Genomic DNA, 15,040 nt, shown 5'->3' with positions numbered 1-15,040 from the left:
ATCTATTTTAACATTAGAAAACAAGGCACTTAAATAGGTCAAAATTCAAAAGCAATGGAAAATCGTAATAACTTAGAATCATATGTGAGAAATCTCAGCGAAAATGATATCAACTTATTCTATACTTTTCAAAACATTAAAAAATTACATGAAACTCATTTATCTATCATTGGAAATAAAACAAAAACAAATCCAATAAAGGATACAATCTTACTTTTTTACCAAACCCAAGTTACAGAAGGAGACTTTTTTACATCGAGTAGAACTCATAGAATTATATATAATTTTACCGTAGACGAATTAATCATTGCATTCATTGAAGAGACTACAGGTTGGGGAAAAGTTGACGATATTATTCATAGAATTTCATATAGGAAAATTAACAATTCAAATGTTTTTCAAACACAGGAAGGCAATGTTATTCTAGGAATATATTATAAAGATTCTAATGAATACACTTCAATATCCCAAAAATTTATTGACATTAAAGAAAATGTATTAGAAAAAATATCAGCTATAATAAACGATTTTTCGAAAATATATAAGGATCCCATAACAGAATTATTTGAAGAAATAAAATTAGAATTTGAAAACGGTGAATACAATAAGGTTTTAACCCATATTGAAAACTTTAAGAAAATATCCTCATTCAAATGGAGCTTTAGTACTAAAATAATACATTTAAAAACATTAATCAATATTGGTAAATCACAGATAGCATTATCTCTTTTAGACATATACAAAGAATCTTTACAAGATGTTAAAAATGATTTGGATGAAGAAAATTATAATTTCTATTTGAAAGAGTTCAAAAAAATTCAAGTGGAAATACTAGAAGAAAGTACTGAAGATTTAACCAAAACTCTAAACATCTATAAAGAATTGGTTAATCTAACAAGTGACTTTGAAGAAAGGTCAAATTTTTCATTAAAAATAAGTCATATTGATCAAAAATTAAAAAACTCTTTCTTTGATTTTCCCTATGAGAAAAGAAAAATAATTGTTTTAAATGAATCAACCAAAGAGATACCTTCTGATAGTTTTCTTGTTTTAAAAAATGAAAGTATTCCTAAAATTAATTTCCCAGTTGGACACCCTATCCCAAATGAACTATATATCGGACATCCATTTGTTAAGGAGAATTACATTCAATTTTCTCACTTTGAAGAGCTTCTTTTTAATGATAGATTCCAAGAATTTTCGTTTTTCTTACAAGCATTGGGCGCAAAAAAGATTATTATTTCTAACAAAAGAGGAAATGTATCTCAAGAAAACTTGGAGACTCAAGAAAATTCAAATTCAAGTGTAAAAATTTCAAAGGCAAGTATAGAATTGGCATCTTTAGAAAATCAAAAGGAATTTACAACTGCTAATTTAGATCAAAATTCTCTTATTAAAGAAACCTCCAGAGTTCAGATTTTCAATCCAAGGAAAAAACCATATTTACCTGAAAGCTTAATATGGTATCCACATGAATCATCTTGGCAAAGGTTATATTCTCAAAGAATGGAGGGACATATTTTAGAGCACAATGAAATAATTTCCACAACACAAATTCAAACTGTTTCAAAAAACGAAAAGTTAAAGCTTGAAAAGTCATTTAATGCATATGCAACAGCTTTAAATTTAACAGGCACATCAGACAACAGCTATTCTTTTAAAGAAAAAGAAACCATTGAATGGTCAATCCAAGTTGAGTTTGCCCCAATCGAGGAACTAGAAGCTCTTGAAAGATCCGAAAATGAAATTAATTTCGATAGTCTTCCAATTAATGAAAAAAAATATTACGAAGAAGTTATTTTTATGCTTGAAGATGATTTTCAAATTGACTCTGATGAAAGAAGGTTACTAAATAAAAAAATTGATAAACTTAATATTGAAAAATCAAAAGCTGCTAAAATCGAAATCCAAGCCAAGCTTGAAATAATGTCTCACAATAATGAAATAATCTTATTTAATGAAATTAAAGAGTTACTTGAAGATGATGATTTTAATGAAAATACAAAAAGAATATTGCTAAGAAAAGTAGAAAAATTAAATATGCCCATTGAAAAATTTGAAAAAATGCAAGAATTAGCTTTAGAATATTTAACAGCCTATAAATAATCAAACCATGCCCACCTTCTACTGTGAATACTGCGGGACGAAATTCCCTTCTGTCTTCAACTTGACTAGCCTACCTTGCTTTCGACATCCGGATGGAGCGAATAAAGGGAGACATAAGCTTTATGAGGGTTCGGAAAAATCCTCCTATTCCTGTAAGTACTGCGGTGCCAATAATACAAGTATTGCCGCGCTGACTTCCGTACCCTGTCCCAGACATCCCAAAGGAACCCATAAGGGAAAGCATACTCCAGCTTTGTAGGAATTCAGTAAGATTATTTGCTTTGATAGGCCGGTTTTTCGTTCTTAATGAACGAATTAACCGGTTTTTTAATTTCTTAGAAAGATGGAAATCCAATTCAATGAATCCGAACTCAACACCTTAGCTAGATCTTTTACCAAAAAGAACATAAAAATCAAGTTGCTCGAGGACAATTCTTTTCAAATAAACGCCCTAGTTTTTATCTCGGCGCGATGTCATATCGAGCGTACCTCTGAGCGTTCCCTTTGCATCAGGTACAACACTCCCTTTTTGGTCAATCAACTGGTGAAATTTTTCGGAAACTTGGAGAAAACTGGCATCGTCTGGGATAAGAAAAATGCCAAAATCCATCTCGATTTTATTCAACTTTTACGAGAGAAAAACCCAGCTATTCCCTTCGATATCGGTATTGAAAGTATCAGCATAGCTGGAGAAAAACTGAATCTGAACCTTGCATTGAGCTCCTCGTCGGATTTCATTCAAGAAACAGAGATAGGCTCATAATCCAATTAATTCTCTTATAGCTTATATAATTTAAGCTGATTGATCCTTTTTTTGAAGAGCTAAATTCAAATATCCTCATTTTTACTACGAATATTCACTGAAAGCCTACGCTTATACAAAAGTGAAGGAAGAGTTTGCTCTATCTTTTAATTTAGGTTTGTAATCGAGATTTAACTCGGTGTTAAGACACTTTTTTAGTAACCGATCTTTCTTCAGGGGTGATAGAAGGATCGGTTTTTTTATTTCCTATTCAGCATCCGCATCAATTCTCTAGCCGTAGTCTCTCCCTTTAGCCGGATAAGATTTCTAGGCGTATCATCACCTACCTCAAATGTCATCGCCTCTGCACCGTGAACAAAAAAGAAATAGGAACTTGAGGTCACTCCGCGTTCCAAACCCTCAGAAGGCCGGATATTGGGCTCATAGCCTGGAATTTTTCGAGATGATCGACGAATTAACTTTGGAATTAAACCGGGATGATTTCCTTCCAAGTCTTCATTGATCGTATAGAAAATATCCTCCCAAGTGGCATGAAAATCTGCAGCGAAGATGAACTTACCTCCTGTTTCGCTTACTTTATTCTCCATAAAATCTGCCAAAGCTTTGGGTTCGGGCTGATTAAAGTTTACCCAATCTCGATTGGTATCCACCCCACCCACATTATGACGCCAATGCCCTCTCGCCACCCCATCAGGATTCATCATGGGCATGACGTAGAGATTGTATTTGCTTCGGAATTTCCTGGCCTCGGGACTGTCCTCACAGAGGGTTTCTACAAAGCTTTTCAAGGCCAAAAAACCGGGGATTTCAGGGGGATGTTGCAAACTAATGGCCATGAGCATTTTTTGGTCATCCGACTTTCCGATTTTCAGTATTTCCAGCGGTCTTCCTTCTTTACTCGTTCCGATTTGTATCTTTTCGACGAAGTCATTTTTTAACATTTTGGACTTCCAGCGCTCTACATAGGCCGTTCCTGCAAAATCCTGTGCAGCTATCCAAAGCGTATCGGGACCTACCCAAACTTTAGCCTCGGCAAATTCAATCCGTGTTCTCCCATCCTCCATAAGCTTAGGATGAGGATGAAAAGCCGCCGAATCCAGTTTTTTATAATACAAGCCACGCTTGTTGATCTTAGGGTAGTAGCGGTGAAAACCAGTGGTAGGGTAAGTTAGGCGAATCCACATCTGCTTTTCCTCTTCAGACCAAACCTTAAATGCGTACCAAGGACTGGGGTTAATGGGTTGATTTTCAGGCAAAATTTTCACCTCAACCAAGGAATCATTGATTCGAGTGGCATCGCTCAATCGGCCCCCTTCCATTTTATTCGAAATAAAAAACCCATCTCCCAAATCAAAGTCTTGAAAAGGCTGATTTTCAATAGGCCTATCCTCCGTGGGAACGACCTCAATCGGGCCTTGACCGGACCATTGCTGAGGTGATTTACAGGAAAGAAAAACTAGGAAGAGTAAAGTTGGGGTTAGATACTTCATCTTGGAATTTACAAAAAAATAAAGAACCTCCCCTATTCACAAGGGATTCCCTTTAGCACCTAAGGCCTCAGGCAACCACCAAATCCATAATTGAATGCCTGCTTAAGCATTCCACTTTGGCTCCAGCCAGATCAATCCCAAAGCAACCAACATTCCAATCAGACCGATCCAATCGGATAGTTTATGAGTCTTTGGAGTAGAAAATTCACCTGAAGACTGATTGTCCAATTGCTGAGCTCTCACCATAGCTGAAGTGTAAACCGTCGGGAGCTCCTCAGGATTAAAAACATAGATTGAAAAATCATCCCCTGAATTCATCCATCCCTGCCCTGTAGGCTGCCAATTCCCACTTCGCTGAAAGGGATTAATCGCATTTTTTTGTAAAAAAATAGTATCCACTCCTATCTCCCAGGATTCTGGAAAGCTATCCCTTTGCATCAACTCAAAGTGAGTAGGCAAGCCTCGAAATACCGGGGCACTCTGGTAAAGAGAGAAATCTTCCTCAGGCTCTAATTGACCCAAAAGTCCTCCCCAAAAGGATTCATAAGTAGCTTCTTTACCCTCCAAAATCAGCTCCGCAGTGGACGCTATCAAACTTATGGCTATCTGAACTCCACCGGAATTTTGAATGGCGACGCTTTGATCATAAAGCCTCGTCTGCCCCGATTTATCTTTCCAGCTGTAGGGTAAGGCATTGACCCCCAAGTCAACTTGTCTGTTCACTTCTGACCCGCTTCTCTCTAATTCAAAAGTTGTCCCAAAAAGACGATTCACCTCATTAGCAAGAGAAACAGGTTCTGAAACCTGCATCAGAATCAGCGCGCCCTCAGCGTTCTTTACCCATTCTTGAATTGCTTTTGTATTGATTTGGCTGGGATCGATGATTTGAATTTGCAAAGTGTCCCTTTCTTCTCCGCTTTCTAAAAATGTATCTCGTGAAAGCTGAACCTGCTCGGAGACTGCTTCTCCTTTTTGCCTCAGCCAAGTGCTCAAGGTTCTACTTTCCATACTTGGAAATCCCATTTGAAAATGATAGCGCTTGGGTTTAGTTTCTCCCACAAAAAACCTTAAATGGGTCAAGGTATCTTTTACTAAAAGTAGGGGCAATTCTATTCTTCCAAGGCCCCTAGGCTCAAATCCCAACTCGGCCCAGTTCCATCCTTTTTTCAATAAAACGGAATCCGCTGCCACCTCAGCAAGGTGGAGAAAATGATCCTCTTGATCCGTATAGACGGCTAATTCAACTTTTTGTCTTTCTCCTTTTCTCAGATAAGATTTCCAAGCTATCTCCTTAATCAATCCATTGCTCTCCGGAAAAACCCAATCAAAGTCCACCTCTCTAAGGGCATACAAGTCCTCTCTTTTAAAATAATCTCCCAGCAAAATCACCCTGTCAGATTGCCTTTTAAAATCAGATATGGGAACGACTTTGGCGACCTGCAAACTATCCTTCCATTCGCTCACCAACTGTAGAGAAAGTCCGTCCTGATACACCAAAACAGGGTCTTGATTTTCATCCTTTTCCCAACCAGGCTGCAGCAGGGTTAAGAAAAAAAAGAATACAAAAGCCAGAAAAAGAAGCCCTTTGATCAGAAGTCGTTGCGTTGGAAGTCCTTTTCTCCAATAGAAATAAATGGGCAGTAGACCCACCACAAGCAGGAGAAAAAAGAGGACCGTCAAAAAGGTCCAAGAGACTATAGGTTCGAATTCAAAAATCATCGATTATTCTTTTGAAAAGCCTCTTTCAAAGCCTGCGACGAAAGGTATGAAGCATCTACGGTCTTGTAATTTTTGGCAAAGGGATAAAGCTTTTCCCGAAGGTAATTTTGTCCTTCTTTGTCCAGTTTTCCTACCTCCAATTCTTGCAAAAAGCCAAGCAATTTCCAGTCCTCCAGTTCACTATACTGCATTCTTTCGGACCATAAGGATCCCAAATCTTGTATGACTTCTTTTTCATCAGCACTCAACTCATTTTTCAGCAAGAAGCCTAAAACTGACGAAGCCAAAGGTTCAAGTTGCTGATCTAAGTCTCTCAGCTCTTTTTGAATCCTATAACCCAAGTCATCCAAATCGCCTCCTAATCGGATATCTTCCTCTTTCAGAGGTGGCGGGTCATAACCGGTTCTCTTGATATACACTCTGGACTTTTGCTGCACAGCCTTCAGCAATTCCAAGGCTTTGTTTTCAAAGGGAAGGGCCTTTTCCGGTTCAAATAGCCGCAGATGCAATTCTGCTTGCCACATTTGTTCAAGTGCTGCCTTCAGTGCTCCCCGAGTACTCTGCTCGTAATAGGTATTCATTTCCTCCGAATCATGTGCATGCATATACTCCGAAAGCAAGCCTTCTATACCCGTTTCCTCGACATGTTCTTCCTCGTGACTGTGACTTTCATTGGGATTTGCCAAAGGCTTCTCATCATGGTCATGCTCCCCTTCCTGATCGTGTAAGTGCATGTAGCCAGCCAATAAATCCCCTTCTTCCCCTTCCAGTTGACCTCCACCGGCATTGGATTCAAATTCCTCCCCTAGGTACTGCCCGTAGCGAAGCCGAAGTAGCTTTTGATCATAGCCGATTTCATTAGATCGAAAGTTGAAATCCTTCTCAGAAAGGGTTTCTTGCTCTTTTATCAGCTTTTCGGTATCAATAATTATCTGTCGCTGACTTCTAAAATAATCCGGCAAAACATTGATAGCCATGCCGGCCAAGGCTTCCTCGCTATCGTCACTTTCGTCAAAGTACTTGATAAAGTAAGTATCCGTTCGAGATTGATTGGCTTCGGGTTGCTTATTATCCTCGGCAGTCCAGTAGTAATAAAGCTCATCTCCCGGCTGAAAATCCAAAGCCGAAACATCCAAAACCATCCCAGTTCGTTTCTTTTGAAAAGGACTGCTTTCTATAGAAAAACGAGTCTCTCTGAATTTTACATTCTCACCTCTTCCTCTCGCCAGTGTAGCCACTATCTCCACCTGATTCACTTGAAAATCATCCGAAACCAGCGCTCGCAGGTCAATCTTTGGATTATTTCCTGGGAAAAAGAATTGATACTGCTCTTGCTCTTCCGGCAGGATTTCAGGACTTAGGTCAGGAATGGTCTCTAGAGTATAAAAATCAGACTGAAAAATGGAAACACTGTCATGAAATGCCTGAATGGAGTACAAACCTGAGTTGAGTAATTCTTCCTTCAGTTGGAAAGAGCTAGGGCCACCCTCGAAGGCCAATCGCTCTCCGTTGGAATTCACTAAAAAGACCTGAACTTCTTCAGCGTATTGAAAAGACAATTTCCAAGTTAGCCTAGCCCCTTTCATGGCTTTGACATTCAAGTCAGTTTGGCTTTTGTCCGGTATCTGCGTATACCGCGGTGACTGAATCAAAACCTCACTAGACTCTAGAAATACAGGCAAAGTGCTGTCTACAGATTCAGTCGGGGTATGCGCTTTGCTTTCAATTTCTTGGTTCACATTTTTAGCTCCACCAGGCCAAAAGTTTACTGCCAAAGAAAGTAGCAAAACTCCCAGCAAGCCCAAGAAATACGGCAGAAGTCCCTTGCCCAATACGCTCAATTTAGGAGGGATTTGCTGTGAAATACGCTCCAATTGAAGTCTATCCGCGATACTCAACTCCTTTTTTTCCAACAGCTCCAAACTAAATTCCATATTACCCGCTTGCTGATGGATGACTTGAATCGCTCTTTTTCTTTGATCCTTAAAAGCACCCAAACCGTAAGCGATCAGAACAGTAAGGAATCCTAAAATAGCACTTATAATAAGGGGCTGTCCACCCAAAAAAAATAGAAATGGACTGAGGCAAAGACTAATTAAAATAGCTTTTAACCAAGCACTAAGCGTCAGTTGCTTTTCAATGGAGGCGATATGTGCTTGAAGTTTTTTCACAAGTTTTTTCTGAAAGATAAAAACCGCTCCAGGCCCAACAATATGACAATAAGGACCAACAACAATTCGTGTGTATTGGCTAGTTTGGCTTGTTGGTTTTGGGGAATGCGATAAAATTTCTCACTCAACTGATTCTTACTGATTTTCAATTCTTGCTGAGCACCAGCCAAGTGCCTAATCATAGGGTCTAAAATCCGTTCCGGCAGGATTCCTTTTTTGAGCAATTCCTCCCAAGTCAAGGTTCCCGAATAGCTTAATGTAAAACTTTGATCATTTAATGTATTGAATTGATTTCCAGTTATAAAAAGAAATTTATTTGAGGCAATTGGCCGTAAGTTTTCGGAAAACAAAAAGGTGGCAGCTATCGAATCTCTCTCGGCAAAGGTCAATCCATACACCTCTTCTATAGCCTTCAAAGCGGCTTTAAGATTTGCCATTTTTTCGCTTTCCATAGGATAAAAGTAAAAAGGGATAATTGACTTGAGTTTTCGTTTTGATTGGATTTCTCCATTCATTTTTCTCAAAACACCTTCCTTATCAAAACCTAAAAATTCGGTGGAATCCAAGTCAAAAACGTAGTCATCCGATGGGCTTACTTCAATCTCAGCAAGATGAAATTGAGGGAACTTTGGAAGCCAATACGCAGCCTGAGTAAATTCCAGCTGAGTTCCTTGAGCATAAATATGGATGGAGTCTACCTTCCGATCGATCTGATCAAAGTAATTTTGCAACTTCTTTGGCTCAAATTTCGGTTCGGGAATTCTACCTTCTGCATAAGCCGGCAAGTCCTCCGTTAGCCAAAAGACAGTTTCTCCTTTTTGGGAAGCCTGCTCCAGCTCAAATCGAAATTCAGAACTCAGCTGCTCCTGAGGAAAAACCAAATGGACTATTTGAGCGGTCTTAGTACTTTCCAGACCCCGCCAAAACAAGCCTGCCAATAAGCTGACAATGGCCATCCAAAGCAAAACCCGAAGTAAAAGGAGCAGCCGCTGCTCTAAGCGAATAGAGCGGCTAGACTGAGCTTCCTTTGGGTTTAGCCATGCAGTGGCTGCCCAAGCGATTACTTTTCCTCTTTTGCCATTCCACAGATGGATCAGAATCGGAACTGCAATTCCCAAAAGTCCCCAAAGCAAACTTGGCTGAATCCATTCCATCAGGCAATCCTTTTACGGTTTAGAATCAGTCGGACCACTTCCGCCAAATGCTCCTCCATGGACACACTGATCAATTGTACCTGAGGTAATTGAAAGCTACTAGCCAAATGATCCAAATAACTTTTAAAATTAGCTCTAAAGGTTTTTTGGGCCGTCTTTCCATCTTGAACCAGCTCCTGTCCAGACTCCAAATCCCTAAAGATCAGATTTCCTTCCAGTTGAAAATCAAGCTCCTGTGCTCCTAATAGTTGAACCAAGACAAGTTCTTTGCGGGGGTGACTAAAGTTTTTGACCAAGTTTTCCCACTCTTCATTTTTTTGAAGAAAGTCAGAGACCCATATGATTAATTCGCGATTTCTATCCAGTCCAATTTTGGGCATAGCCTTATCTAAAGGCCATGAACCTCCCGCCACTGCTTGATCTAATTCATAGAGTATCCGCTGAAAACTTTTAGGTGAAGGAGCGACTTTTCTCTGAAATTCGCCCTCTTTCAAAGTAAAAAAACTCAAGGCATCTCCCTGTAAAAACCCTAAATAGGATAAGGAGGCCAGTAGGTTTTTGGCATAATCAAGTCTGGAAAAACCATCCTCCTCATAATTCATCGAGCCAGATAGATCCAAGATCAAACTGACATTCAAATTGGTCTCGGTGGTGGATTCCTTGACCATGTATTTTCCCGATCGGGAAAAATACTTCCAATCAATCCGCTTGGGATCATCTCCAGGATTGTAATGTCGGTATTGCTCAAACTCACTCCCCACTCCCACCCGGATTCCCGAATGAACCCCCTGCCGCAATTGCTCACTGATCAATCTAGCGGCAAGGCGAAGGTCTCTGAGTTTGATGATTTCCAAATTACTTGGCATGAATAGGAACCTGTTCTACGAGCTTTTGAATGATAAAATCGGTATCTAGCTGCTCCGCCTCTGCTTTGAAGTGAAGGGAAATTCTATGCCTCAACACAGGAAAAACCAAATAGTGGATATCTTCTGGAACGACTGCAAACCGGCCTTTCAGCAAAGCCCGAGCCTTGGCACATAAAATCAGAGCCTGACCCGCGCGTGTTCCAGCTCCCCATTCCACATAGTTTTTGACTTCTGGAATGCTCGTGTTTTCCAGACGAGTTGCTCTGACTAATCTCGTGATATAATGCAACAAGGAGGAATCCAAATGAACCTCCCTAGTGAGCTTTTGTAGGGCTAAGATTTCTTCGGCTGAAATCTTTTGTTCGATTTTGGGTTGATAGCTTCCTGTGGTTTTTTCCAGTACTTCAAGCTCTTCCTGTTCGCTCGGATATCCTAGTTTGATATAGAGTAAAAATCTATCCAGCTGCGCCTCAGGCAGCGGATAAGTTCCACTCTGTTCGATGGGGTTTTGCGTAGCTATGATTAAAAAAGGATCAGGCAAAGCATAATTTTTTCCTCCATAGGTTACTTTTTTCTCCTGCATGGCCTCCAAAAGTGCTGCTTGCGTTTTGGGAGGTGTTCTGTTGATTTCGTCTGCCAGCACCATATTGGCAAAAATCGGCCCTTGGCTAAACTGAAAAAACTTCTTGCCTGTACTATAGTCTTCTTCGAGAATTTCTGTACCAATGATATCACCCGGCATCAAATCCGGTGTGAATTGAATCCTCTTAAAACTCAATTCCATCACCTCTGAGAGGGTTTTCACCATCAATGTTTTGGCCAGACCGGGCACGCCCTCCAAAAGGCAATGACCTCCTGCCAGCAGCGTGATGATCAATTCATCCAATACCTCTTCCTGACCTACGATGACCTTGGCGATTTCCTTCTTAAGCTGTGGAAGCTTGTCCACCAGCGCTTTATATTTAACTAATTCAGTTTCCAAATGCTATTGGGTTAGTGCATATACCACGATATTCACTCCAAATCGGGTATTGTCAATTTTATTGAAACGCTTATTTCGAAAGTCGTAATCCCACTCACAGCCATAGTCTTTATTACTGTAGAGCACCCCTATCCTACCATTGATCTCGATGGCCTTGAGGTAATCATGGACCAAATCATCCCCCCATCCGTTAAGCTCAAATGAGGTAGTGGGAGGCCCATCTTCAAACTCAAAAAAACAGCGATAGATCCAGTGATCATTGGGGATTTTTTGGAGCGCCTGAGGATCGAAAGTTCGGGACATTTCTTCCTCAAAGGATTTGGCAAAAAGGCCATCTATGTCATGATTGCAATCATCTACAAAGACAAAACCTCCACGCTCCACATAGTTTTTAAACACCCGTCTTTCCTCCTGAGAAAACTCAACCAATTTATGCCCACTGAGATAGCAGAAGGGACTTTTGTAAAGTTCTTCACTGGACAACTCTATAATTCGCTCCTTTTCGTCCACCGGAATAGTCGTATACTCCACCAAGCTATGCATCAAATTGGACGGCATGCGCTGATCGGTATCCCAATTACCTGAATTATATTTAATTCTTGTAAAGAAGAAAGGAGTCATGGTTAAGTTGGAAACTGGTGTAAGTGCTTTCCCTGAAAGAAGTAAATGGTAAAAAGTAAGTAGGGCTGGATTTTACTCAAGCTTAATTACTCACGATTTACCACTTACTTTAGAAAAAGACTTTCGATGATATCAGACAGCGTCTGACAAACTGGTAAAGGTGAAATCTCTAATTTTCATCGGAGGAATCATATTACCATTGGTTCGCTCCGGCTTACCCAATGCCTCGATATTATTGAGCATGATGATAGGGCTCTCGTTGAAGCGGAAGTTTTTCACAGGGAATTTGATCTGACCATTTTCGATGTAAAAGGTACCATCACGAGTCAGACCGGTGTAGAGTAAGGTCTGTGGATCTACGGCCCTAATGTACCAAAAGCGCGTCACAAGAACTCCTCTTTCGGTATTTCTAATCATATCCGCAAGGGATTGGTCACCCCCTTCGAAAATCAAACCACGCTGTCTCGGCACGGGCTGTACGCCTTGCTTTTCTGCCCAATATCGGGAGTAAAACATATTTTTTACGACTCCATTTTCCACCCAATTGGTTCGCTCCAAAGGTAAGCCGTCTCCCGACCAAGGAGCCGCCGGAATATCAGGATGATTTGGGTCAGAATAAATATTGACACGCTCATCAAAGAGCTTTTCTCCTAATCGGGTGCCTCCACCTTTTTTACTCATAAAGCTCCTTCCCTCATCTGCACTTCGAGCATCCAATCCATTCCCCAAGAGCCTTAACAAATCATTGGCCGCCATGGGCTCCAAGATGACGGTATATTTTCCTGGCTCGATAGCTTGTGCATTGACAGAGGCTTTGGCTTTTTGAACAGCCACATTGGTCACAGAACCTGCTTTGAGTAGGGAGGCGTCATTAAAATCCTTTCCGGCATATCCTGAGCCTGTTCCGTCTGCAGTTCTGACCGTCACGGTAAAATCAACCGAAGTGGATTGATTATAGCCAAAAAGTCCTTTACTGTTGCCAGTTGCTACAAAACCGGAGTAATCCTCCAAATAGCCTGCAGCAGTCAGGTCATTTTCTCGACAGGGAGTGATGGAATCAATCGCCAGCTGAGCTCTATACTCAGGATTAATGGCATCAGTGGATTCGGAAAATGTCCTTGAGGCTCCATAATTCTGAGGGCCTAGCATAGGCATGTATTCAGGATTCTCGGGAGCTAGTCTGGCAATTTCTTCTGCCCGCTCCACAGCTCTCTTAAGAGACTCGTCGTCGAATTCGTTGATCGTGGTAGAGCCTGATTTTTTTCCAAAAACAGACGTGATGCTCAATCCCAGCTCATTGGTTTCACCACTCGTATTTACTGTATTTCTAGCATATCGGATATTTCCTGTACGCCCACCGCTGAGGGTTACTTCCGTCTCATCCGCTTTGGCATAGGAGAGTACCTTATCTATGATTGCTTTAGCTTCTTCTCTTGTTAGTATAGCCATGATGTTGATTTAAAATTAAATGGTTCTACCTGTATTGATTACATTCACTCCGTCAAAACGGGCAGTGGAACTTCCGTGCGACACGGCAGAAACCTGCGAAGGCTGACCTTTTCCATCAAAGAAAGATCCAAATAGACGATAATCATCCTTATCACAGATCGCAGAGCAGCTGTTCCAAAACTCCTGAGTATTGGATTGATAAGCCACATCCTCGAGCATTCCTGCGATTTCACCGTTTTTAATTTCGTAGAATAGCTGTCCTCCAAACTGGAAGTTGTAGCGCTGTTGATCGATGGAATACGAACCTCTGCCAAGAATGTAAATACCTTTTTCTATGTCCTTAATCATATCGTGAGGGCTCATCTTTTCAGCACCCGGCTTCAGAGAAACGTTAGGCATTCGCTGAAACTGTACCGAACTCCAATTGTCCGCAAAACAGCATCCATGGGACTCTGGCTCATTGATAATTTTGGCTTGATCTCGGATAGCTTGATAGTTGACTAATACTCCATCCTTGATCAAATCCCATTCTTTGGTTTTGACTCCTTCGTCATCCCAGCCTACATTTCCCAAGGAGTTGGGCTGAATTTTATCCGCTATGATATTGACCTTATCCGAGCCGTATTTAAAGTCTTTGGACTCCCACTTGTCCAAAGTCGCAAAGCTTGTCCCAGCATAATTGGCTTCATAGCCCAGAACGCGATCGAGCTCAAGCGGGTGACCTACTGACTCGTGAATGGTCAAACCAAGATGGTCAGGGTCCAGCATCAAGTCGTATTTACCGGGAAGTACCGATTTTGCAGACAGTTTCTCCTTGGCGTGGTTTGCGGCGGCGATAGCATCCTCTACCATATCGTAGCTATTTCTGTAGCTGTTGAACCCTGCAGGATTCATGAATTTCTCAGCCTCGCGTCCGTCCAAGTATTCATAGCCCATGCCCATCGGAGCACTGAGTGCCTGTCTGGATCGGAACAATCCCTCCTGCCGGTTAACTGCTGTCACCGTGAAATTTGGCCAAATTCTATGTACATCCTGATCAATGTAGGAGCCGTCCGAAGAAGCATAGTATTTTTGCTCATTAACCATGAAAAGTGCCGAATTGACAAAAGCGGCACCATTATCCAAAGCTGCATTATTTACAGAAAGTAACAGGTCAATTTTATCTTTTACCGGAACCTCCATGGCATTTTTTTCGATGGGTGTTTTCCAACTTACCTCACCATAAGACTGCACAGGAGCGAGTTCTACGGGTTCATTTTGAAGTTTGGAATTTGCTTTTGCAATAGCTACGGCTGTTTCGGCACATTTTTTTATCCCATCAGGGCTGACATCTGATGTTGCAGAAAAGCCCCAAGTACCGTTGGCAATGACCCGGATGCCGACCCCAAAGGACTCGGCATTGGTGATTCCTTGAACGTTTTTTTCTCTTGTAAAAAGAAACTGCTGCAGGTATCGACCTATACGCACATCGGTATAAGTGGCACCGAGGCTTTTGGTGGTGTTTAGTGCTACATCAGCCAGCATTTTTTTGGTAGCCACGTCTATGCCGGGAGCGATGAGTTGCTCCGCAGAAACAGGCTGACTAAAGGCCGCAAGACTTGGGACCATCATAGCCCCTAATCCCAAGCCCGAAAGATGAATAAAATCTCTTCTTTTCAATGGATCGCTAGTTTATTGGTTAATAGTTGTACTCTTAGCTTTAAAAGTAACCCTATTCTT

Annotated in this window: 12 protein-coding genes; 3 read left to right on the top strand and 9 right to left on the bottom strand. The window is 41.0% G+C overall.

What is annotated here, in order from left to right; all coding sequences use genetic code 11:
• The first annotated feature begins 54 nt into the window (after positions 1 to 54).
• From BLQ57_RS13070 to BLQ57_RS13060, 3 genes are all read left to right on the top strand, one after another.
• Positions 55 to 2,106 carry a hypothetical protein gene (locus BLQ57_RS13070; RefSeq protein WP_087939955.1) on the top strand — a complete coding sequence of 684 codons (2,052 nt, stop codon included), beginning with the start codon at positions 55 to 57 and terminating at the stop codon, positions 2,104 to 2,106.
• A gap of 7 nt (positions 2,107 to 2,113) precedes the next feature.
• Positions 2,114 to 2,365: a hypothetical protein gene (locus BLQ57_RS13065; protein ID WP_087939954.1), complete on the top strand. Its 252-nt coding sequence runs from the start codon at positions 2,114 to 2,116 to the stop codon at positions 2,363 to 2,365.
• 84 nt (positions 2,366 to 2,449) lie between these two features.
• Positions 2,450 to 2,869 (top strand): hypothetical protein, encoded by a 420-nt coding sequence (locus BLQ57_RS13060; RefSeq protein ID WP_087939953.1) that lies wholly within the window; start codon positions 2,450 to 2,452, stop codon positions 2,867 to 2,869.
• 239 nt (positions 2,870 to 3,108) lie between these two features.
• On the opposite strand, the gene BLQ57_RS13055 is transcribed toward BLQ57_RS13060, so the two are convergent.
• The 9 genes from BLQ57_RS13055 to BLQ57_RS13015 form a co-directional block, all read right to left on the bottom strand.
• Positions 3,109 to 4,359: a M14 family metallopeptidase gene (locus tag BLQ57_RS13055; protein ID WP_087939952.1), complete on the bottom strand. Its 1,251-nt coding sequence runs from the start codon at positions 4,357 to 4,359 to the stop codon at positions 3,109 to 3,111.
• 102 nt (positions 4,360 to 4,461) lie between these two features.
• Positions 4,462 to 6,078 carry a hypothetical protein gene (locus BLQ57_RS13050; RefSeq protein WP_087939951.1) on the bottom strand — a complete coding sequence of 539 codons (1,617 nt, stop codon included), beginning with the start codon at positions 6,076 to 6,078 and terminating at the stop codon, positions 4,462 to 4,464.
• A complete protein-coding gene (locus tag BLQ57_RS13045) occupies positions 6,075 to 8,249 on the bottom strand; it encodes a hypothetical protein (protein WP_087939950.1) in 2,175 nt (724 codons plus the stop codon). Before BLQ57_RS13045 ends, BLQ57_RS13050 begins: the two co-directional genes overlap by 4 nt.
• Positions 8,246 to 9,403, bottom strand: coding sequence for a BatA domain-containing protein (locus tag BLQ57_RS13040; RefSeq protein WP_087939949.1), 1,158 nt, complete (start codon positions 9,401 to 9,403; stop codon positions 8,246 to 8,248). The genes BLQ57_RS13045 and BLQ57_RS13040 overlap by 4 nt, the downstream gene beginning before the upstream one ends.
• Positions 9,403 to 10,269, bottom strand: coding sequence for a DUF58 domain-containing protein (locus BLQ57_RS13035; protein WP_087939948.1), 867 nt, complete (start codon positions 10,267 to 10,269; stop codon positions 9,403 to 9,405). Before BLQ57_RS13035 ends, BLQ57_RS13040 begins: the two co-directional genes overlap by 1 nt.
• Positions 10,259 to 11,251, bottom strand: coding sequence for an AAA family ATPase (locus tag BLQ57_RS13030; protein WP_087939947.1), 993 nt, complete (start codon positions 11,249 to 11,251; stop codon positions 10,259 to 10,261). Before BLQ57_RS13030 ends, BLQ57_RS13035 begins: the two co-directional genes overlap by 11 nt.
• A gap of 3 nt (positions 11,252 to 11,254) precedes the next feature.
• A complete protein-coding gene (locus BLQ57_RS13025) occupies positions 11,255 to 11,872 on the bottom strand; it encodes a DUF4159 domain-containing protein (protein ID WP_087939946.1) in 618 nt (205 codons plus the stop codon).
• 132 nt (positions 11,873 to 12,004) lie between these two features.
• Positions 12,005 to 13,321, bottom strand: coding sequence for a TldD/PmbA family protein (locus BLQ57_RS13020; protein WP_087939945.1), 1,317 nt, complete (start codon positions 13,319 to 13,321; stop codon positions 12,005 to 12,007).
• 15 nt (positions 13,322 to 13,336) lie between these two features.
• On the bottom strand, positions 13,337 to 14,980 hold the full coding sequence (locus BLQ57_RS13015) for a TldD/PmbA family protein (protein ID WP_087939944.1): 1,644 nt from the start codon (positions 14,978 to 14,980) through the stop codon (positions 13,337 to 13,339).
• Between the last annotated feature and the right edge of the window lie 60 nt (positions 14,981 to 15,040).

The sequence above is a fragment of the Algoriphagus faecimaris genome, from assembly GCF_900101705.1.
GTDB lineage: Bacteria > Bacteroidota > Bacteroidia > Cytophagales > Cyclobacteriaceae > Algoriphagus > Algoriphagus faecimaris.
The sequence above is the reverse complement of the archived record's forward strand: the minus strand, read 5'-3'. Positions and strand labels throughout refer to the sequence as shown.